This is a genomic window from Amycolatopsis sp. NPDC049688 (assembly GCF_040674975.1).
In the GTDB taxonomy this organism is placed as follows: domain Bacteria; phylum Actinomycetota; class Actinomycetes; order Mycobacteriales; family Pseudonocardiaceae; genus Amycolatopsis.
This window is the reverse complement of record NZ_JBFANY010000013.1, coordinates 19,454-39,403: the sequence shown is the minus strand read 5'-3', so window position 1 is coordinate 39,403 and position 19,950 is coordinate 19,454. Positions and strand designations below refer to the sequence as shown.

Below are 19,950 nucleotides of genomic sequence, written 5' to 3'. Positions count from 1 at the left end.
TCAGTCGTGCAAGTAGCGCCTCTCGATGGCCGCGGCGCGAATTCCTGCTCATCGGCATGAGAGTGCGTACGGACCGGTCAGCTCGGTCTGCGCATTTGGATGCCGGCTGGCGGCTGCATCGTCGTTGAGGGCCGACGCTGGAGATGTCTGCGTCGGGGAACTCCACTGCTGGGCCAGCGTCTCGTTGGTCTCATCCAGGTGTGGAGGTCGTTGTGGCGTGGGTGGAGCAGTGCGGCAGCAGGTCGTGGCGCGTGAGATATCGACGGCAAGGTTTCGGTGTTCGTTCGGTGTCCGGATTTGGCTCGCGGCGTGATGCTGTGGCCTATGCCGCCGGGTTGGAGGTGGATTGGCGTCGGGGGTGTGGATCGATCCGGCCGACAGCGCGGTCACGGTCGCCGACTGGGTGGTGCGGTGGTTCCGATCGCTGGATCTGGATCCGCGGACGATCGAGAGCTACCGCAGCCGGCTGCGGTGTCACATCCTGCCGAAGTTCGGCCACCTGCCATTAGGTGCGATCACGGCGCTGGGTGTGACCGAGTGGGTCTGGAGCGAGCTGGCTACGCCCCGTCGACGGTGAGTTCGCAGCTGAACCTGTTGTCGATGTTGCTGACCGATGCCGCTGATGAGCGGCTGATTCCTTTTAATCCGGTGCGTCGGCGGCGGCGTCGTGGTCGGCGGTCGCGGCGGGCGGTGGGGAGCGGGTGTGGGCGACGCCGGATCAGGTGGTGCGGATCGCTGAGCAGGCCGGTGTTCTCGGTGGCCCGATCGCGCGGCTGCTGGTGATCACGGCGGCGTGGACCGGCTGCCGATGGGGCGAGCTGGCCAATCTACATCGGGACAACGTCGATCTGAGGCGCGGCTTGCTGGTGATTGACCCGCTGGTGGGGGCGTTGCATGAGTCGGGGTCGATGCGGTGGCTGGGTCCGCCGAAGACCCGGGCCTCGGCGCGGACGATCACGCTGCCGCCGTTCCTGGTCGCGCTGCTGCGGGAGCATCTCGCGCGGCACCAGTATGAGTTCGTGTTCACGACGCCGAGCGGGACGTGGTTGTGGCGCTCGACATTCCTCCGGCGCGTCTTCCGCCCCGCCGTCGACGGCAGCGACGCATCCGGGACGAAGGCGGGCTGCGCAGCGGTACGGCCAGGGTTGACCTTCCACGGGTTGCGGCACAGTCACAAGACCTGGCTGATCGCCGGCGGCGCACCGGAGATCGCCCAAGCCCGCCGGCTCGGTCACCACCTGGACAACCGGGTCATCGAGACCTACTCCCACGTCGCCCCGGAGGTCGAGCAGCGGCTGCTCGACGATCTCGAGCGCCGCTGGCACACCGCGGCCCCGCCACCGCCGACGCCATCACCGAGTGTGGTCGACAGTAGGTGGGTGGCGCCGGTTGTCCCCCTCTTCGCCACGGTGGGGTCACCCGCCGGGCGAGCCGGGGAGCAGCGGGAACACCGCGCCGGCGCCGGACCGGGGCTGGGGTAGTGCTCCAGTTTTGCCCCATCAGGAGCATAAGATCAGGCCGTAAGCTGATCACCGAAGATCGAACCCGGAACGCGGAAAACCCCTCCGACCAGCCCGAAAGGCTGAAACGAAGGGGTTCCTTACGATGTGGAGCTAAGGGGACTCGAACCCCTGACCCCCTCACTGCCAGTGAGGTGCGCTACCAGCTGCGCCATAGCCCCGAGGCGAAGGTGAACTCCGCATCTCGTATGCCCATACATTACACCCCACCCAGAGGGCCTCCGCGCGGGGGTACCCACAACCCCCATAATCCCCTGACCAGCACATTCACACCTTATTTTTAGTCCTGTATTGACTCCTCACCGTGACCGCCGTTACATTTTGCGCGGTTGTGACGCCGAGGTCCCCGCCCGTTACGCCGCGTCTCCAACACCGGGCACACCTCTCGATGACGCCGCGAACGCGGCAGAGGAGGCTTCGATGACGAGACGGCGGTTGCTGACGTTGCTCGCGGCAGCATCAGTCCTGGCCGGGGGCGCGAACGCCACCCCAGCGCAAGCCGCGGTTACCCCGGATGGGTGGTACACCGTGGCCGCCGCCAACAGTGGGAAGTGCGTTGATGCCCGGGCCGCCGGTGGTGCCGATGGGACCGTTGTGCAGCAGTACTCCTGCAACCAGACCAGCTCGCAGCAGTGGCAGTTCCAGTCCACCGGGGACGGCTACTTCCGGGTGAACGCGCGCACCAACCCGGCCGCCGCCTGGGATGTTGCCGGTGTCTCGGCCGCCGATGGGGGGCTCGTCCAGCTCTGGACCTACGGTGGCGGGGCCAACCAGCAGTGGCAGGCCGTCGACGAAGGGAATGGGCGGTACCACTTCGTCAGCCGCAACAGCGGGAAGTGCCTCGACGTTCCCGGTGCTTCCACCAACGACGTCCAGCTCCAGCAGTACACCTGCAACGGCACCGCCGCGCAGTCCTTCATGCTGACCCCCGTGAACACGAGCCAGCCCGACTTCGGCCCGAACGTCGTCGTCTTCGATCCTTCGATGTCGAGCTCTGCCATCCAAAGCCGGCTCGACAGCATCTTCGCCCAGCAGGAACGGAACCAGTTCGGCAGCCAGCGCTACGCCGTCATGTTCAAGCCCGGCACCTACGCCAACGACGTCAACGTCGGCTTCTACACCCAGGTCCTCGGGCTCGGCCTGAGCCCCGACGCCGTGAACATCAACGGCGCCGTGCACGTCGAGGCCGACTGGTTCCCGCCGCAGAACGCCACCCAGAACTTCTGGCGGGGCGCCGAGAACCTGTCCGTGACCCCGAACGGGGGCGCCGACCGGTGGGCCGTCTCCCAGGCCGCGCCCTACCGGCGCATGCACGTCCGCGGTGACCTGCAGCTCGACGACGGCGGGTGGGCCAGCGGCGGCTGGATCTCCGACAGCAAGATCGACGGCCAGGTCCGGTCCGGCTCGCAGCAGCAGTGGATCTCCCGGAACTCGCAGTTCGGCAGCTGGAACGGCTCGAACTGGAACATGGTCTTCGCCGGCGTCCAGGGCGCTCCCGCCAACACCTTCCCAAGCCCGCCCTACACCACCGTCGCGCAGACGCCGGTGACCCGCGAAAAGCCGTTCCTCTACATCGACAACGGCGGCAACTACCAGGTGTTCGTGCCGGCAACCAGGACCAACGCGTCCGGCACGAGCTGGGCGAACGGCACCGCGCCGGGCACGTCGATCCCGATCGGCCAGTTCTACATCGCCAAGCCCGGCGCCACCGCCGCGGACCTGAACGCCGCCCTCGCCGCCGGCAAGAACCTGCTGGTCACGCCCGGTGTCTACCATCTGAACCAGACCCTGCGCGTCACCCGGCCGGACACCGTCGTGCTCGGCCTCGGCATCGCCACGCTGATCCCCGACAACGGCATCACCGCGATGACCGTGGACGACGTCGACGGCGTCAAGGTCGCCGGCCTGCTCATCGACGCCGGCACGACCAGCTCGAACACGCTCATGCAGGTCGGCCCGGCCGGTTCGAGCGGCAACCACGCCGCCAACCCGACATCGCTGCACGACGTCTTCTTCCGGATCGGCGGCGCGGCCGTCGGCAAGGCCACGAACAGCCTGGTCGTCAACAGCAGCAACGTGATCGGCGACCACATGTGGATCTGGCGCGCCGACCACGCCGAGCGCAACGAGTACGTCGGCTGGAGCACCAACACCGCCGACACCGGGCTCGTCGTCAACGGCAACGACGTCACCATGTACGGCCTTTTCGTCGAGCACTACCAGAAGACGCAGGTCGTCTGGAACGGCAACGGCGGCCGGACCTACTTCTTCCAGAACGAGATGCCCTACGACGTCCCGAACCAGGCGAGCTGGATGAACGGGTCCACGCCAGGCTTCTCCGCCTACAAGGTGGGCCCGAACGTCACCAGTCACGAAGCGTGGGGGCTGGGCAGCTACTGCTACTTCAGCACCAACCCGTCCGTGGCCAGCGCTCACGCGTACGAGGCGCCGAACACGCCGGGTGTCCGGTTCCACGACATGGTGACGGTGTCCCTCAACTACCAGGGCACGATCACGCATGTGATCAACAACACCGGTCCGGCGACGCCGTCCGGGACCAAGGCGGTCAACCTGGTGAGTTACCCCTGAATCACCGGCGTGCGCCGTGGTGGCGGCCGCGGCGCACGCCGGTCCTTTGTGGAATACACCGAACGGGGTGTTCCGGGCGCCGGACGGGGTAAACGTCGCGATACTGGGAGTCCCTAGATCCGGGAGCGGCAGATGACCTCTTTCGCAGCGTTCACCGTCGTCGAACCCCGCAAAGCCTGGCCGATCGCGGCCGTCCGCGGCGTCTTCGCCGTGCTCTTCGGGCTCTTCGCGCTGATCTGGCCCGGCGCCACCGTCCTCGTCCTGGCGATCCTGTACGGCGTGTACGCGATCGTCGACGGCATCGGCGGCCTGATGCAGGCGTTCCGCCCGGGTGACACCGGGCACCGGGTGGCCTACGGCGTCCTCGGCGCGCTCGGCATCGTCGCCGGGATCCTCGTCCTGGTCTGGCCGGGCATCACCGTCCTGCTGCTGGCCCTGCTGGTCGGCTTCTGGGCGATCATCACCGGGATCGCGGAAATCGCCGCCGCGGTCCGGCTGCGCAAGCAGATCCGCGGCGAGGCGTTCCTCATCGCGGCCGGCGCGATCTCCGTGCTCGCCGGCGTCCTCATCGTGATCAACCCGATCGCCGGCGCGTACGGCATCGCGCTGCTCGTCGGCATCTACGCCCTGCTCTACGGCATCATGCTGCTCGTGCTGGCCTTCCGGCTGCGGAAACTGGGGGACACCACCCCGGCCGCCTGAGTAGCGTGCGGGGGTGTCGACCCGCGAACTGGTGGTGCTGGGCACCGCGTCCCAGGTGCCCACGCGCCACCGCAACCAGAACGGCTACCTCCTCCGCTGGGACGGCGAAGGCCTCCTCTTCGACCCCGGCGAAGGCACCCAGCGCCAGATGCTGCGGGCCGGCGTCGCCGCCACGGACATCACGCGGATCTGCGTCACGCACTTCCACGGCGACCACAGCCTCGGCCTGCCCGGCGTGATCCAGCGGCTGTCGCTGGACAAGGTCGCCCACCCGGTGCACGCCCACTTCCCGGCGTCCGGCGCGCGCTACTTCGAGCGGATGCGGCACGCGACGGCCTTCTACGAGCAGGCCGACCTGCGGGAACACCCGATCGCCGAGGACGGCCCGATCGCCACCGGGAAGTTCACGCTCGAGGCGAAGCGCCTGAGCCACCCCGTCGAGGCGTTCGGCTACCGGCTGACCGAGCCCGACGGCCGCACGATGCTCCCGGAAAAACTCCGTGCACACGGCATCGCGGGCCCGGACGTCGGCAGGCTGCAGCGGGAGGGACGTCTCGGCGACGTGACCGTCGAGGACGTCAGCACCCCACGGCCCGGCCAGCGGTTCGCGTTCGTGATGGACACCCGCCTCTGCGACGCGGTGTACGCCCTCGGCGAAAACGCCGACATGCTCGTGATCGAGGCGACGTTCCTGGCCGAGGACACCTCCCTCGCGAAGGACTTCGGCCACCTGACCGCGCAGCAGGCCGCCCGCGTCGCCGCCGAGTCCGGTGTCCGGCAGCTCGTGCTGACCCACTTCTCGCAGCGCTACCCCGATCCGAAACGCTTCGAAGAGGAAGCGCGGGCCGAGTTCGACGGCGAGATCGTCGTGGCCGAGGACCTGGAGCGGGTCCAGGTGCCGAAGCGGCGTTCCTCCCCAGCGGCGTAGGAAGCGCCGTAGGCTGCATCTCGTGAGCCAGCCGATCCTGATGACCGTCGACGACGATCCCGCCGTGTCCCGCTCGGTCGCCCGTGACCTGCGCCGGCGCTACGGGAAGGACTACCGCGTCATCCGCGCCGACTCCGGCCCGGACGCCCTCGACGCGCTGCGCGAGATCAAGCTGCGCGGCGACGCCGTCGCGGCGATCCTCGCCGACTACCGGATGCCGCAGATGGACGGCATCGCCTTCCTCGAGAAGGCGATGGACCTGTTCCCGCACGCCCGCCGCGCCCTGCTGACCGCCTACGCCGACACCGACGCCGCCATCCAGGCGATCAACGTCGTCGACGTCGACCACTACCTGCTCAAGCCGTGGGACCCGCCGGAGGAGAAGCTCTACCCGGTGATCGACGCCCTGGTCGAGACCTGGAAAGCGGTCGGCGACAGGCCGGTCGAAGAGGTCAAGCTCCTCGGCCACAAGTACTCGTCCCCGTCGTTCCACATGCGCGACTTCCTCGCGCGCAACGCCGTGCCGTACCGCTGGTACTCCGTCGACGAGGACGAAGGCAAGCGCCTGCTCCAGGCGGCCGAGGCCACCGAAGCCGACATCCCGGTGGTCGTCACCCCGGACGGCACCGTCCTCAAGCACCCGTCCGGCAGCGAAATCGCCGACGCGGTCGGGTTGTCGACGCGGCCCGCGCAGGAGTTCTACGACCTCGTCGTCATCGGCGGCGGCCCGGCCGGCCTCGGCGCCGCGGTGTACGGCGCGTCCGAGGGCCTGCGGACGGTGCTCGTCGAGAAGAAAGCCACCGGCGGCCAGGCCGGCACGAGCTCGCGCATCGAGAACTACCTCGGCTTCCCCGACGGCGTCTCCGGCGCGCAGCTGACCGACCGGGCGCGGCGCCAGGCGCAGAAGTTCGGCGCCGAGGTGCTGACCGCGCGGGACGTCGTGGGCCTGGAGGCCCGCGGCTCGTCGCGGGTGATCACCTTCGGCGACGGCAGCGAGATCGCCGCGCACTCGGTGATCCTCGCCAGCGGCGTCACCTACCGCGCCCTGGACGCCGACGGCATCGAGGAGCTCACCGGCCGCGGCGTCTACTACGGCTCGGCCGCGACCGAGGCGCCCGAGTGCAAGGGCGAGCACGTCTACATCGTCGGCGGCGCCAACTCCGCCGGGCAGGCCGCGGTGTTCTTCTCGCGGCACGCCAGCGACGTCACGATCCTGGTGCGCGGCGAGTCCCTGGAAGCGTCGATGTCGCACTACCTGATCGAGCAGATCGCCGGCATCGGGAACATCCACGTCCGGACGCGCACCACGGTCAAGCAGGTCCACGGCGACGGGCACCTCGAACGGATCACGCTGTGCGAGAACGGCGTCACCGAGACGGTCGAGAGCGGGCACCTGTTCATCTTCATCGGCGCCGCCCCGCGCACCGACTGGCTCGGCGACGCCATCCACCGCGACGACTACGGCTTCGTCCGCACCGGTCCCGACCTGCTGACCGCCGGGCAGCGGCCGGCGAGCTGGCCGCTCGACCGTGATCCGCACTACCTCGAATCGTCGATCCCGGGCGTGTTCGTGGCCGGTGACGTGCGGTCGCAGTCGGTCAAGCGGGTGGCCTCGGCGGTCGGTGAGGGCGCGATGGCCGTGACGCTGGTACACCGGTACCTGGAGGAACAATGAGCGCACTGCCGCGGGAAGAGCTTCGCGGCCTCTTCCTGTTCGAACACCTTTCCGAAGAGCAGCTCGACTGGGTCGCCGCCAACGCCGTCCTCGAGGCGTACGAAGGCGACAGCTTCGTCATCCGCGAAGGCGACGAGGCGACCTGCTTCTACGTGATCCTGAACGGCGCCGTCCGGATGACGCGGCTGGTCAGCGGCACCGAAGTCGAGACGAACCGGTCCGACCAGCGCGGCGCCTACTTCGGCGCGACGCAGTTCTTCGTCCACCAGGAAGCCGAGCACCGCTACGGCGCTTCGGTGCAGGCGCTGAGCGACCTGACGCTGATCGCGCTGCCCGCCGCGGAGTTCTCCGTCGAGTTCCGCCGGTGGTTCCCGATGGCGACGCACCTGCTGGAGGGCATGTACCTCGGCTGGCGCAACAGCGACACGGTGATCGGCTCCCGCCGCCGTCTGCTGGCCCTCGGCGAGCTCTCGGCCGGGCTGACGCACGAGCTGAACAACCCGGCCGCGGCCGCGGTCCGGGCGACGGCCGCCCTGCGCGAACGCGTCGCCGGGATGCGGCACAAGCTCGCCTTCCTGGCCAAGAAGGACATCGACCCGGAGCTGCTCTACCAGCTCATCGACGTCCAGGAACGCCTGGTCAAGCAGGTCGCGCAGGCCGAGAAGCTGACCGCGATGCAGCAGGCCGACCGCGAGGACGAGATCGGCGACTGGTTCGACGACCGCGGCATCGACGGCGGCTGGGACCTCGCCGACATCTACGTCCGCGCCGGCCTGACCACGGCCGACCTGGACAACGTGCTGGAGCAGGTCGGCGACACCTTCATCGACGGCGCCGTCCGCTGGCTCGCCTACGCGCTCGAGACCGAGATGCTGATGGGCGAGATCGAGGACTCCACCACGCGCATCTCCGCGCTGGTCGGCAAGGCCAAGCAGTACTCGCAGATGGACCGGGCGCCGCACCAGTGGGTCGACGTCCACGACGGCCTCGACTCCACGCTGGTGATGCTGTCCGGCAAGATCGGCGGCGGCGTCCGGGTGGTCAAGGAGTACGACCGCAGCCTGCCGAAGATCCCGGCGTACCCGGCCGAGCTGAACCAGGTCTGGACGAACATCATCGACAACGCCCTCGGCGCGATGACGGGCGACGGCACGCTGACGCTGCGGACGTGGGGCGAGAACGACCAGATCCGGGTCGAGATCGGCGACACCGGCCCGGGCATCCCGGCGGACATCAAGCCGCGGATCTTCGAGCCGTTCTTCACGACCAAGCCGGTCGGCGAGGGCACCGGGCTGGGCCTGGACATCTCGTGGAAGATCGTCGTCGAGCGCCACCAGGGTGACCTGCGCGTCGAATCCGAGCCGGGGAACACCCGGTTCGAGGTCTGCCTGCCGACGGTCGAGCAGGCCTCGCTCTGATGGCTTCCGTCCCGACGGTCACGACCGAACTCGGGGCGCTGGTCGGGCTGACGGGTGACGGAGTCCGCGTGTGGCGCGGGATCCCGTACGCCCGTCCGCCGGTCGGCGAGCTGCGGTGGAAGGCGCCGCAGCCGCCGTCGCTCTCCGGCGGCGTGCACGTGACGGCCGAGTACGGGCCGCACGCGATGCAGGCGCCGGACCCGATGAACCCGTCCGCTGTCTGCGACGAGGACTGCCTGTACCTCAACGTTTGCACGCCCGAGGGCCCCGCGCCGGCGGGCGGGTGGCCGGTGCTGTTCTGGCTGCACGGCGGCGGCTACCGCGTCGGCCACGGCGAGCAGCTGGGCGACGGCGAGCAGTTCGCGCGCGCCGGGATCGTCGTGGTCACCATCAACTACCGGCTCGGCTCGCTCGGCTTCCTGCACCTCGCCGGCATCTTCGGCGAGTCCGAAGCGGACGCCGGCGTCTGCGGGTTCCTCGACCAGGTCGAGGCCTTGAAGTGGGTGCGCCGCAACATCTCCGCGTTCGGTGGCGACCCGGCGCGGATCACCGTCTACGGCGTTTCGGCGGGCGCGAAAAGCGTCGGGAACCTGCTGGGCAGCCCGCTCGGCAAGGGGTTGTTCGCGCAGGCGATCAGCAGTTCCGGCGGCGCGGACCACGTCGCGACGCCGGAAGCCGGGACGGCCCTGGCGCGGCGGCTGCTGGACGAAGTCGGCTGCCACGACATGCCTTCGCTCAGGGCGTTGCCCGCCAAGGAGTTCGTCGAGGCGCAGGAACGCATCCTGACCGGGTTCCAGGCGCTGTGGCTCTGGCGCCCGACGCTGCACCCTCGGGTGCTGCCCGAGGTGCCGATCGAGCCGATCCGGCGGGGGAGCGCGGCCGGGATCCCCCTGTTGATCGGCTGCAACAGCAACGAAGGCAGCACGTACGCGCTGATGCTGGGCGACGACATCGCGACGGCTCCGGCGTCCGGCGTGCTCACGAGCATCCTCGGTGACGAAGGCGCTTCGCAGCTTCTCGAGACGTACCTTCGCCGTGTCCCCGACCTGAAGGCCGCGAAGATCGCCGCAATGGGCGACGAGCGGTACGGCATCCCGACGCAGCGGCTCGCCGACGCGCAGTCCGCGCACGCCCCGGTCTACCGCTACCGGATCGACATCGCCGCGCCCGGCGTGCCCGAGCAGCTCGACGGCGGCCACGGCACCGAAACCACGATGGCGTGGAAGACGCCGCTGCCGCTCGCCTCGCAGGGTTCCTCCGTCAACCCGAAGCGCGAGCGGGCGGCGTTGCTCATCCACCGCGCCTGGCTGCGGTTCGTCCGGGACGGCGTCGCGGACGCCGACGGCCCCGAATGGCCGCCCTACGGGCCGGAACTGCGGCCGGTGCTGGTTTTCCGGGAAGACACCGATCTGGTGCTCGACCCACGCGCCGACGAGCGGAAAGCCTGGGGCGACACGGAATGGGCGTCCGGGACCTGGTTCCCGGTGACCTGAGACCGTTCCTTCACCCGCCGTTCACTTCGAACCGGCCCCCTCCCGCGTCAAATGGGCGAAGGCACGTCGAGGGGAGTGCTCGTGAAACGCCGGGTGTCGATCGGGCTGGCCGTGGTGCTGGTGCTGGCCGTCGTGGGAGTGATCATCTGGGGCCGCGGCGACGGCACCGCGTCCGGCGTCGCGACCGTGCGCGGGGTGATCGGGTCGGAGAAGCAGGCCTTCTTCACCGACCAGCGCGTCGTCGACGCCTTCGCCCGTCACGGCCTGAAGGTCGAGGTCGACACGGCCGGGTCGCGGCAGATCGCGACGAGCGTCGACCTCGGGAAGTACGCGTTCGCGTTCCCGTCGTCGTCGCCGGCGGCGCAGAAGATCCAGCGCGACCGCAAGGTGACCACGGTCTACACGCCGTTCCAGTCGCCGATGGCCGTCGCCTCCTTCGAACCCGTCGTCGCGCTGCTTCGCGCCAACGGGGTCGTGCACAAGGGCGCGGGCGACTACGAGGTCCTCGACATCGCGAAGTACCTCGACCTGGCGAAGGCCGGGACACGCTGGGACCAGCTGCCCGGCAACACCACCTACCCGGCGCGCAAGAACGTCCTGGTCACGACGACCGATCCGCGCGAGTCGAACTCCGCGGCGATGTACCTGTCGATCGTTTCCTTCGTGGCCAACGGGAACGCCGTCGTCAGCACGCCCGACCAGGAGGCGAAGGTACTGCCGTCGGTGGCGAAGCTGTTCCTCGACCAGGGGTACACGCAGAACAGCACCGAAGGGCCGTTCGAGGACTACCTGTCGGCGGGCATGGGCAAGACGCCACTGGCGCTGATCTACGAGTCGCAGTTCGTCGACCGGGTGGTCCGCGGGGACGGCTCGATCCGGCCGGACATGCGGCTGCTCTACACCGCGCCGACGGTGTACTCGAAGCACACGCTGGTGCCGCTGACCGGCGACGGCGACAAGGTCGGGCAGCTGCTTTCCACCGACCCCGAGCTGGGCAGGCTCGCCGCGACCTTCGGCTTCCGCACCACCGACCCGAAGCTGTTCGCCGAGGTCGCCGCCCCGGCCCACGTGCCCGCCGACCTGGTGGACGCCGTCGAGCCACCGTCGTTCGAAACCCTGGAACGCCTGCTCGACGCCGTCGGCAAGCAGTACTGACATGGACTTCGCGCTCACCCCGCCCGAGCCGGTCACCGCGATCCCGGCCGAACGCGCCGCCGGGCTGATCACGCTCAGCGCGGACACGCGGTCGGAAGTCGCCGTGCGCGCTGCTGAATTCGCGTCCCGGCTCGAAGCCCTCGACGTCCGTTCGCCGGAGTTCACCGACCTCCTCGACGAGCTGCTGACCGTCGGCGAGGCCGACATGCGCGCGGCGGCCGGCGTCGCGGGCACGATGCTCGACCGGTCGCTGCGCAGCACGGCGTCACCGCAGGACGGCGTCACGACGAGCCTCGCCAGCCTGCGCCGGACCGTCGCCGAGCTGGACCCGGCGAAGCTGCCGCTCACCGGCCGGAAGCTGCTGGGGATGTTCCCGGCCGCGGCGGGCGCGAAGCGGGCGCTGGACCGGTACCGCGCGGCGAACGAGCCGGTCAACGCCCTGGTCGTCGACCTACGCGGCCGCCAGGACGTGCTGCGCCGCGACAACGCCTCGATCAAGGGCGAGCGCGAGCGCCTGTGGAAGGTGATGGGGAAGCTCGCCGAAGCGGCCGCGCTCGCCGAGGCCGTCGACGGCGCGGTCGAAGCGCAGGCCGGCGTCTTCGACCTGACGGATCCCGGGCGTGCGCAGGCGTTGCGCGGGGACGTGCTTTACCCCATCCGGCAACGTCACCAGGACCTGCTGACGCAACTGGCCGTCAGCGCGCAGGGCTATCTCGCTTTGGACCTGGTGCGCAGAAACAATGACGAACTGATCCGCGGTATCGAACGGGCGGTGTCGACGACGGTTTCCGCGCTGCGGGTCGCGTTGCTGGTCAGCGGCGCGCTGGCGAGCCAGCGGGACGTCCTCGACGAGGTCGCGGCCCTGCAGGCGACCACCGACGGGCTGATCCGCGCCAACACCGAGCTGCTGGACCTGCAGGCCGCGGAGATCCGCCGGGCGAGCAGCGACCCGGCGGTCGCGACCGAGACGATCCGGGCGTCCTTCGACCGGATCTACGCCTCGATCGACGCGATCGACGGGTTCCGCGCCGACGCCGTCCGCACGATGGCGGCGACCGTCGAGTCGCTGTCCGGGGAGATCCGCCGCGCCGAGGACCACCTGCGGCGTTCGCACGAGGGGGAAGCATGATCACGAAGGTGCTGGCGCTCCTGCTGGGTGCCGTGTTGCTGGCGGGGTGTTCCGATCCGTCGTCCGCGCCGCTGGGCGAGCCCGAGCCGGGGACGCTGCGGATCCTCGCGGGCAGCGAGCTGGCGGACATGCAGCCGGTGCTCGACGAAGCCGCGCAAGCCACCGGTGTGAAGGTCAAGTTCACTTTCACCGGCACCTTGGAAGGCGCCGAAGCGCTGGCGAACGGCAGCGTCGACGGCAAGTACGACGCCGTGTGGTTCTCGTCGAACCGGTACCCCGCCGGGATTCCCGAAGCGGCGAAGCGGCTCGGGAACCAGGTCAAGATCATGAGCTCGCCGGTGGTGCTGGGGCTGGCCACGCCGGTGGTGCAGCGGCTCGGCTGGGCCGGCAAGCCGGTCAGCTGGGGCGAGATCGCCGCGCAGGCCGGGAAGAAGGCGTTCAGCTACGGGATGACGGACCCGTCGGCGTCGAACTCCGGGTTCTCGGCGCTGGTCGGGGTCGCTTCGGCCTTGGCGGGCGCAGGCAACGCGATCGACGCCCAGCAGATCGCCTCGGTGACTCCGCAGCTGACGCAGTTCTTCAGCGCGCAGGCGCTTTCGGCGGGCTCCTCGGGCTGGCTGTCGGACGCGTACGTCCGGCGCGCGACCGGGCCGGACCCCGTCGACGGGCTGATCAACTACGAGTCCGTGCTGCTGTCGGCGAACGCGTCCGGGAAGCTGCCCGCGCCGCTCACGCTGATCTACCCGAGCGACGGGGTCGTCACCGCCGACTACCCGCTCACCCTGCTGGCTTCCGCCGGTGACGATGCGCGGTCGGCGCACCAGCGCCTGACCGACCACCTGCGGACGCCGGCGGTGCAGCAGCGGATCATGGAGACCACCGGGCGGCGTCCGGTCGTGCCCGGCGTCGCGCTGGGGCCGCAGTTCGCCCAGCGGGACCTCGTCGAGCTGCCGTTCCCGGCGACGCAGCAGGCGGTCGACGCGCTGCTGTCGGCGTACTTCGACAAGCTCCGGCGTCCTTCGCGGACGCTCTACGTGCTCGACACGTCCGGGTCGATGGAGGGTTCGCGGATCGACTCGCTGCGGACCGCGCTGGTCGGGCTGACCGGCGCGGACACCTCGCTGACCGGCCGGTTCCGGCGGTTCCGGAGCCGGGAAGAGGTGACGATGCTGCCGTTCAGCACCGGACCGGGTGCGCCGCAGACGTTCACTGTGCCACCGGAAAACCCGGCGGCGGAGCTGGCGCGGATCAAGACGTTCGCCGAAGGGCTCACTGCGCGCGGCGGAACGGCGATCTACGACAGCCTTTCCCGCGCGTACCAGGTGCTCGCGCCGCTGACGGCGGCGGATCCGGACCGGTTCACCTCGATCGTGCTGATGACCGACGGCGAGAACGCGAACGGCTCGTCACTGGCGGACTTCCTGGCGGCGTTCGGGTCGCTGCCGCCTGCGGTGAACCGGGTTCCGGTGTTCACGGTCCTGTTCGGCGAAGGCAGCAGCGACGAGCTGACCCAGGTCGCGACGCGGACCGGCGGGAAGGTGTTCGACGCGCGCAACGTCCAGCTTTCGCGGGTGTTCCAGGAGATTCGCGGGTACCAATGATGCTGCGTTATCTCGGGTCGACCAAGAACCTCGCCGGCTGCGTCGGCGGGCTGATCGGCGTCGGGCTGTACCTGACCGGGGTGGCCGGGTGGTTCTGGCCCTTCGTCGTGGCGGCTCTCTACGCTGCGGGGGCGCTGCTCGCGCCGGGGGAGAAGGTGCGGCTGGTCCCCGACACGTCGGTTGCGTTGCGGCAGTCGCTGGACGAGCTCGAGGCCGCGGTCTCGTCGTCCCGGATGCCGGCGTCCTCTGTGGACACCGTGCGGCGGATCGCTGTGGTCCTTCGTGACCTGCTTTCCCAGCCTTCGCGGCTCGCGGGGGACCCCGATCTGCAGCACGCCGTCGTGCGGCTGGCGGGCACCGATCTGCCGCTGTCGCTGGAAACCTACCTCAACCTGCCGTGGTGGTTCGCGGCTCGGCGTGCTTCCGCGGACTCGGAACTGGTGGCACAGCTGGATTTGCTCGAGGCGGAGGCGCACCGGGTGGCCGAACGGTTCTACGCGACTGAGGTCGATCGGCAGGCCGACCACACGCGGTACCTGCGAGACCGGGACGCCTGAGTCCACTCCTGTGAGTGATGATGTTCGAACGCGCGTTCGAGTAGCGTTGTCCTCATCGGAGAGGAGAAGTCATGAACGGGTACCGAGGTTCGGCAGGGTCAGGGTCACCGCGGCGGTGGTCAGCCAGCTCAGCAGGTCCGGCAGGGGAATGCGGGAGAGGCGTTCCGGCCATTCCTCCGCCACTGTGTGCAGCACGAGTTCGTCGTGCCGTGGCTCCACTTTCGTCAGTTTCAGGCCGGGTGGGAGCTCCGGCAGGGGAAGCACGATGGGCTGGAAGGCGCGGGGCGGGCGCAGCTGCCGCCGTCCGATGTGGAGGGTCTGCGGTACGAGCACCACGGCTTCGTCGGCCACCTGGGGGCGCAGTGTCAGGTGTCCCCAGTGCGGGCGCTTGGCCCAGCGGATCTGGAGCAGCCCGCTGCCGGCCGGGGTGGCGACGATCCCGGGGCGGGCCTTCGCCACCCGGTCCCGCAGCACGTCCGCGGACACGGCGATCCCGAGCTGCACGCGGGCGGGCTTGGCGGCCGGCGTGGGCAGCGAGCGGAGGCGGACGTCTTCGGCGAGCACGGTGACGCGGCGCAGCGGGATGCTTCCGGGCTCGTCTTCGCCGTCGCCGGCTTCGGGCTCCGGCCAGTCGACGTCCTCGGCGACGATCCGGACGTCGCCGAGGCGCCCGGTGGCCAGGCGGAGGCTGTCGGCGGGGTAGTCGAGTTCGGCGAGGGTGAGGCCGACTTCGCGCTCGCCCACCTTCGCCGTCAGCCTGCGGCCGACGAGCTGCTCGGTGACGGTGCGCACGAGGGCGGCCGGCGTGACCGGGACGTTCGGCAGCAGGGAACGCCCGGCCGCGGCCAGGCCGGCCAGCTCGGGCCAGGGTGACCAGCCGTCGAACCACCTGCCGTCGCTCATCCGTCCAGTGTCGCCCAAGACGACGGACGGCGGCGACGGCGGGTGGTCCGCGGCGGGGCCGGTGGAGCGTCTCCGGTCACCGTCCGGCGAAGCGGGCGATGATGCCGGTCACGACCAGCCAGAACACCGCGGCCAGGCCGTAGTCGAGGATGACGGCCAGGCTGGGGCTGTCCACGGGGAACAGGCCGGGCCAGAACAAGGCGAGAGGAACCGCCAGTGACTTGATGAACTGGAAGAAGGCATTGCCGGCGTTCGCACCAGCGAGCACCATGATCATGTAGAGAACTTCGATCCCCGCGAAGATCGCGCCGATCGCCGTGATGACCCGCACGGCCGTGTTCCGTCTGGTGGTGGTTCGCCAAGGAGACATGCCGCGAAAATTCCCGGATCGGGTGACGGATCAAACGCTCCAACCCCAAGATTGCGCCGTTCGGCCCCTTCCGTTGCTCTCCGCCGCCCGCCTGACACAGGAGGTGACCAAGAAGTAACGCTCTTCCCGACCCGGGTGCGGCCGTGGGAGGCCACCGGCCGCACGTGTCGTCCGCCTGGGTACGCGTGTCGTCCGGCTGGGGGCGAGTGTCGTCCATCCCGGTACGCGTGTGGAGTGGCCCCGGTGAGGCGAACGTCCTGGCGGCCCGCGGTGGTGCGATCTCTGCCTTCGGGATGGTGAAGCTCGCCATGGTTCCGGGCGATGAAGCTGCCCAGGTCCTGCTCGGGGCTCCGCCCGCCAGAGCCGGGGCCATGTCGGCGGCAGAACTGCTCCGGATCCTTCGACCTGCGAGACACCTGAGTGTCGCGAAGTAGGCTTCGGCGACTGCGTTGTCGTAGCAGGCCCCGACCCGCCCGACCGACGGGCGAATCTCCTTCTTGGTGAGGGAGGCGCGGAACTGGCCGGAGGTGTACTGGGCGCCGCGGAGCGACCTGCTTGCGCAACGGTGTCACCTCATCGGTCACCGCCGGGTTCTCCGCGGGCGGACCAGCTTCGGCGGCCTGCTTGGCCACGTTGACCCACGACCGTAAGGTCTCGTGGTCGACCCCGAGCTCCCGGGCATCTGCCGCAACGGACGGTCACTCGAGTTGACCAGCTCGATCGCGTCGCGACGGACCTGCTCCGGATCCTTCGACCTGTGAGACAGCAGGGCATCCCGCCAGACCACCTCTGGAACCAGGGTGTCCGGGGCCCGGGGGCGACTCCACGTGTCGTCCATCCCGGTACGCATGTCCTCCTCACCCCCTCGCGAGGTGGCTCGGTCCACGATGACCGTCGAACCCAGCGGGGAATCGACCACCGCGGCCCTGCCAACGCTCCCCCGGCGCGGATCAGCGGCGAGGCCCCCGCCGACCGAGCCTAAGGCCGCATTCCCGTCGCCTCACCGAGCAGCCGCGCAATAGCCCAGTCCTGCACCGCGAGCCCCACGGACTTGAACACCGTCCTCCCGCCGACCACCGGCGGCCGCCGCAACGCCGTCCCCAGCTCGATCAGCTTCCCCGGGTCGAGAAGCCCGGCGTCGACGGCATGGATCACCTCACCGGCCTCCTCCAGAACGGCACCGACCTGATCCACCACCACACACCCGGCCGTCGCCAGCAACTCGGGCGGCAACTCGCGCATGGAAGGCAGGTACGACCCGATCGCGTTGACATGAACCCGTTCCGGCAAGTCGTCGACACCGAAGAGAGGAGTGTCCGATGAAGTAGCGCAGCAGACGACGTCCACGTCGGCCACCGCGGCCGAGGCGTGACGGGCCAGCCGCACCGTCACCTCCGGGAACTCGGCGCTCAACCGGTCCGCCAACCCCTGCGCCCGCACGGAACTGCGGCCGAACACCGACACGTGGCGCAGCGGGCGGACCGCGGCCACCGCGCGGACCTGGTCGGCCGCCTGGGCGCCCGTTCCCAGGAGGGCCAGCCGGCTCGCCGAGGGCGGGGCCAGCAGGTCCGTGGCGACGCCGGACACCGCGCCCGTGCGCAGGGCGGTGACCTCGACCGCGTCCGCGACCACCTGGCCGGCGGCCGTGTTCCACACCAGCGTGCCCAAAATCATGGGCGTGCGGCCCGGGGCCAGGTTGAGGGTCTTCACCACGGTCGTCGACGAGGGGGTGTGGCAGGCGGTCATCACGAGGGTCGTGGAGCCGGCGAACGACAAGCGTTGCGGTACCTCGAACCGGCCGGCCGCCAGTTCGCGGAACGCCTCGCGGACCGCTTCCACGGCGGCCGTCATCGGGACAGCCCTGCGGACGTCGTCGGCGTCGAGCATGCGCGGGCTCCCTCCGGCCGCCGGATCTGCCGTTAGCCTGGCGGCATGCCGGAGGCCACGCAAGATCCCGTCGAGGAGCAGCGGTTCGTCCGCGACGACTGGTACGGGGAGGAGATCGCCGGACGGCACTACCTGCGGTGCGAGTTCCACGAGACCGACTTCTCGGAGGCGGTCACCCGGAACTCGGTCTTCACCGACTGCGTGTTCGGGAACGTGCGCTTCAACGCGTCGCGGCACGTGGACTCGGCGTTCACCGGGTGCACCTTCAAGCGGTGCAACTTCTTCGACGCCGAATTCACCGGGTGCAAGCTCGTCGGCTCCTCCTTCGCCGAGTGCGAGCTGCGGCCGTTGCGGGTCACCGGTGGGGACTGGTCCTTCGCCGGGCTGGGCGGGGCCGACCTGCGGGCCGTCACCTTCCAGGGGGTGCGGATGCGGGAGGCCGACCTCACCGGGGCGGACTGCGCCGGCGCCGTGTTCGCCGACGTCGACCTGTCCGGGGCGATGCTGCACGCCGTCAAACTCGGCCGGGCCGACCTGCGGGGGAGCGACCTCTCGGCCCTCGACCCGCTGAACGCCGAGCTGGCCGCGGCCGTCGTGTCACCCGAACAGGCTGCGGTGCTCGTCACGTCGCTGGGGCTGCAGGTGCGGGCGTAGGCTCGGCGCGACGAGGCAGGAGGTCCGCATGGGTGTCGTGACACCGGGTTTCCACGGCCGGGCTCGCAGCGGCAACCCGCGGCTGCCGCCCGGGCAGTACCTGGCCGAGGACTTCCCCGTGCTGTCCGCGGGCCCGACCCCGCGCGTGCGCACCGAAACGTGGGAATTCACCGTCACCACCGAGGCGGGGGAGAAGCACACCTGGAACTGGGCCGAGCTGATGGCCCTGCCCAGCGAAAAGCCCACAGTGGACATCCACTGCGTCACCCAGTGGTCCAAACTGGACACCCGGTGGCGCGGCGTCCCGGTCGACACGCTGGTCGGCGGCCTCGGCACCGAGGCCGACTACGTCATGGTGCACTCCTACGGCGGCTACACGACGAACCTGCCGCTGGCCGACCTGCTCGACGGCCAGGCCTGGATCGCCTACGAGTACGGCGGCAAGCCGCTGACCCCCGAGCACGGCGGCCCGGCGCGGCTGCTCGTGCCGCACCTGTACTTCTGGAAGTCCGCCAAATGGGTGCGCGGACTGGAACTGAAGACCCGGGACGAGCCGGGCTTCTGGGAGAACGCCGGCTACCACGACTACGGGGATCCATGGCGCGAACAGCGGTATCAGGGCGACTAGCCTGGCGGGTCGCCCGCCTGGCCGGCTTCCGCGACGAGACGCCGACGGCGCGCACGCTCGTCTTCGACCTGCCCGGCTGGCCCGGGCACCTCGCGGGACAGCACGTCGACGTCCGGCTCACCGCCGCGGACGGCTACCGGGCGCAGCGCAGCTACTCGCTCGCCGCGCCGGCCGACGGCGACCGGGTGGAGCTGACGGTGCAGCGCGTCGCCGACGGGGAGGTGTCCGAGCACCTCACCGGCCCGTACGCGGTCGGTGATCCCGTCGAAATCCGGGGCCCGATCGGCGGCTGGTTCGCCTGGCGGCCGACCGACCCCGCGCCGGTGCTGCTCGTCGCGGGTGGCTCGGGGATCGTGCCGCTGATGGCGATGATCCGCGCCCGGCGGGCCGCGGGCGTGCGGACGCCGTTCAAGCTGATCTACTCGCTGCGCACCCCGGCCGAGCTGTACTACGCCGACGAGCTGCGGACGCCCGTCGCCGGGTTGGACGTCACCTACGTCTACACGCGTGAGCTGCCCGAAGGCCGTCCGGGCCTGCCCAAGCGCATCGACGTCGCAACGCTGAACACCGCGGGCTGGCCCGCCGAGTTCGGCGCGTCGTGCTTCGTCTGCGGCCCGACCGGCTTCGTGGAGACGGTCGCGGACATCCTGGTCGCCCTCGGCCACGACCCGCACCGGATCCGGACCGAGCGGTTCGGGCCCAGCCGCGACTGAATGGCCGCGCAGGCATCCGATGAATAGG

18 protein-coding genes and 1 tRNA gene are annotated in these 19,950 nt (G+C 70.1%); 15 read left to right on the top strand and 4 right to left on the bottom strand.

Annotated elements, in window-relative coordinates; all coding sequences use genetic code 11:
* The first annotated feature begins 358 nt into the window (after window positions 1-358).
* Both AB0J55_RS32575 and AB0J55_RS32570 read left to right on the top strand, forming a co-directional pair.
* Window positions 359-577 (top strand): hypothetical protein, encoded by a 219-nt coding sequence (locus tag AB0J55_RS32575; RefSeq protein WP_364257177.1) that lies wholly within the window; start codon window positions 359-361, stop codon window positions 575-577.
* A 124-nt stretch (window positions 578-701) separates the two neighbouring features.
* Window positions 702-1,481, top strand: coding sequence for a site-specific integrase (locus tag AB0J55_RS32570; RefSeq protein WP_364257174.1), 780 nt, complete (start codon window positions 702-704; stop codon window positions 1,479-1,481).
* A 127-nt stretch (window positions 1,482-1,608) separates the two neighbouring features.
* On the opposite strand, the gene AB0J55_RS32565 is transcribed toward AB0J55_RS32570, so the two are convergent.
* Window positions 1,609-1,681 (bottom strand) — tRNA-Ala (locus AB0J55_RS32565).
* Between the two features lie 259 nt (window positions 1,682-1,940).
* Between AB0J55_RS32565 and AB0J55_RS32560 the strand changes: the two genes are divergently transcribed.
* The 10 genes from AB0J55_RS32560 to AB0J55_RS32515 all read left to right on the top strand — a co-directional run bounded on the left by AB0J55_RS32560 (window position 1,941) and on the right by AB0J55_RS32515 (window position 14,767).
* A complete protein-coding gene (locus AB0J55_RS32560) occupies window positions 1,941-4,109 on the top strand; it encodes an RICIN domain-containing protein (protein ID WP_364257171.1) in 2,169 nt (722 codons plus the stop codon).
* A gap of 132 nt (window positions 4,110-4,241) precedes the next feature.
* The gene (locus AB0J55_RS32555; RefSeq protein ID WP_364257168.1) at window positions 4,242-4,811 is read left to right on the top strand and encodes an HdeD family acid-resistance protein; all 570 of its coding nucleotides are present in this window, start codon (window positions 4,242-4,244) and stop codon (window positions 4,809-4,811) included.
* Between the two features lie 13 nt (window positions 4,812-4,824).
* Complete coding sequence (locus AB0J55_RS32550; protein ID WP_364257165.1) at window positions 4,825-5,739, top strand: ribonuclease Z; 915 nt, start codon at window positions 4,825-4,827, stop codon at window positions 5,737-5,739.
* 22 nt (window positions 5,740-5,761) lie between these two features.
* Window positions 5,762-7,414, top strand: coding sequence for an FAD-dependent oxidoreductase (locus AB0J55_RS32545; RefSeq protein ID WP_364257162.1), 1,653 nt, complete (start codon window positions 5,762-5,764; stop codon window positions 7,412-7,414).
* Entirely contained in the window at window positions 7,411-8,832 is a 1,422-nt protein-coding gene (locus AB0J55_RS32540) for an ATP-binding protein (protein WP_364257159.1), read from the top strand. Before AB0J55_RS32545 ends, AB0J55_RS32540 begins: the two co-directional genes overlap by 4 nt.
* The gene (locus AB0J55_RS32535; RefSeq protein WP_364257156.1) at window positions 8,832-10,325 is read left to right on the top strand and encodes a carboxylesterase family protein; all 1,494 of its coding nucleotides are present in this window, start codon (window positions 8,832-8,834) and stop codon (window positions 10,323-10,325) included. Before AB0J55_RS32540 ends, AB0J55_RS32535 begins: the two co-directional genes overlap by 1 nt.
* A gap of 81 nt (window positions 10,326-10,406) precedes the next feature.
* A complete protein-coding gene (locus AB0J55_RS32530; RefSeq protein WP_364257153.1) occupies window positions 10,407-11,480 on the top strand; it encodes a hypothetical protein in 1,074 nt (357 codons plus the stop codon).
* Between the two features lies 1 nt (window position 11,481).
* Window positions 11,482-12,609 carry a toxic anion resistance protein gene (locus tag AB0J55_RS32525; protein WP_364257150.1) on the top strand — a complete coding sequence of 376 codons (1,128 nt, stop codon included), beginning with the start codon at window positions 11,482-11,484 and terminating at the stop codon, window positions 12,607-12,609.
* Complete coding sequence (locus AB0J55_RS32520; RefSeq protein ID WP_364257732.1) at window positions 12,609-14,210, top strand: VWA domain-containing protein; 1,602 nt, start codon at window positions 12,609-12,611, stop codon at window positions 14,208-14,210. Before AB0J55_RS32525 ends, AB0J55_RS32520 begins: the two co-directional genes overlap by 1 nt.
* Window positions 14,207-14,767, top strand: a complete 561-nt coding sequence (locus AB0J55_RS32515) for a hypothetical protein (protein WP_364257147.1) — start codon at window positions 14,207-14,209, stop codon at window positions 14,765-14,767. The genes AB0J55_RS32520 and AB0J55_RS32515 overlap by 4 nt, the downstream gene beginning before the upstream one ends.
* A 69-nt stretch (window positions 14,768-14,836) precedes the next feature.
* Here the strand turns inward: AB0J55_RS32515 and AB0J55_RS32510 are convergent, their stop codons facing one another.
* The 3 genes from AB0J55_RS32510 to AB0J55_RS32500 form a co-directional block, all read right to left on the bottom strand.
* Window positions 14,837-15,670, bottom strand: a complete 834-nt coding sequence (locus AB0J55_RS32510; protein ID WP_364257144.1) for a hypothetical protein — start codon at window positions 15,668-15,670, stop codon at window positions 14,837-14,839.
* Window positions 15,671-15,746: 76 nt separating this feature from the next.
* Window positions 15,747-16,001, bottom strand: a complete 255-nt coding sequence (locus AB0J55_RS32505; RefSeq protein ID WP_003083120.1) for a hypothetical protein — start codon at window positions 15,999-16,001, stop codon at window positions 15,747-15,749.
* A 1,017-nt stretch (window positions 16,002-17,018) separates the two neighbouring features.
* Window positions 17,019-17,927: an ornithine cyclodeaminase family protein gene (locus tag AB0J55_RS32500; protein ID WP_364257141.1), complete on the bottom strand. Its 909-nt coding sequence runs from the start codon at window positions 17,925-17,927 to the stop codon at window positions 17,019-17,021.
* Between the two features lie 45 nt (window positions 17,928-17,972).
* Here AB0J55_RS32500 and AB0J55_RS32495 point away from each other — a divergent pair, with 45 nt between their 5' ends.
* The 3 genes from AB0J55_RS32495 to AB0J55_RS32485 are packed head-to-tail and all read left to right on the top strand — an operon-like array spanning window position 17,973 to window position 19,922.
* Entirely contained in the window at window positions 17,973-18,581 is a 609-nt protein-coding gene (locus AB0J55_RS32495) for a pentapeptide repeat-containing protein (protein ID WP_364257138.1), read from the top strand.
* Window positions 18,582-18,609: 28 nt separating this feature from the next.
* Window positions 18,610-19,209 (top strand): sulfite oxidase-like oxidoreductase, encoded by a 600-nt coding sequence (locus AB0J55_RS32490; RefSeq protein WP_364257136.1) that lies wholly within the window; start codon window positions 18,610-18,612, stop codon window positions 19,207-19,209.
* On the top strand, window positions 19,179-19,922 hold the full coding sequence (locus AB0J55_RS32485) for a ferredoxin reductase (protein WP_364257133.1): 744 nt from the start codon (window positions 19,179-19,181) through the stop codon (window positions 19,920-19,922). Before AB0J55_RS32490 ends, AB0J55_RS32485 begins: the two co-directional genes overlap by 31 nt.
* Window positions 19,923-19,950: the final 28 nt, after the last annotated feature.

Coding starts and splice junctions, on each gene's coding strand:
- AB0J55_RS32560 (WP_364257171.1), top strand. CDS start 1,941: ATGACGAGACGGCGGTTGCTGACGTTGCTCGCGGCAGCATCAGTCCTG.
- AB0J55_RS32555 (WP_364257168.1), top strand. CDS start 4,242: ATGACCTCTTTCGCAGCGTTCACCGTCGTCGAACCCCGCAAAGCCTGG.
- AB0J55_RS32540 (WP_364257159.1), top strand. CDS start 7,411: ATGAGCGCACTGCCGCGGGAAGAGCTTCGCGGCCTCTTCCTGTTCGAA.
- AB0J55_RS32535 (WP_364257156.1), top strand. CDS start 8,832: ATGGCTTCCGTCCCGACGGTCACGACCGAACTCGGGGCGCTGGTCGGG.
- AB0J55_RS32525 (WP_364257150.1), top strand. CDS start 11,482: ATGGACTTCGCGCTCACCCCGCCCGAGCCGGTCACCGCGATCCCGGCC.
- AB0J55_RS32515 (WP_364257147.1), top strand. CDS start 14,207: ATGATGCTGCGTTATCTCGGGTCGACCAAGAACCTCGCCGGCTGCGTC.
- AB0J55_RS32510 (WP_364257144.1), bottom strand. CDS start 15,670: ATGAGCGACGGCAGGTGGTTCGACGGCTGGTCACCCTGGCCCGAGCTG.
- AB0J55_RS32500 (WP_364257141.1), bottom strand. CDS start 17,927: ATGCTCGACGCCGACGACGTCCGCAGGGCTGTCCCGATGACGGCCGCC.
- AB0J55_RS32495 (WP_364257138.1), top strand. CDS start 17,973: ATGCCGGAGGCCACGCAAGATCCCGTCGAGGAGCAGCGGTTCGTCCGC.
- AB0J55_RS32490 (WP_364257136.1), top strand. CDS start 18,610: ATGGGTGTCGTGACACCGGGTTTCCACGGCCGGGCTCGCAGCGGCAAC.
- AB0J55_RS32485 (WP_364257133.1), top strand. CDS start 19,179: ATGGCGCGAACAGCGGTATCAGGGCGACTAGCCTGGCGGGTCGCCCGC.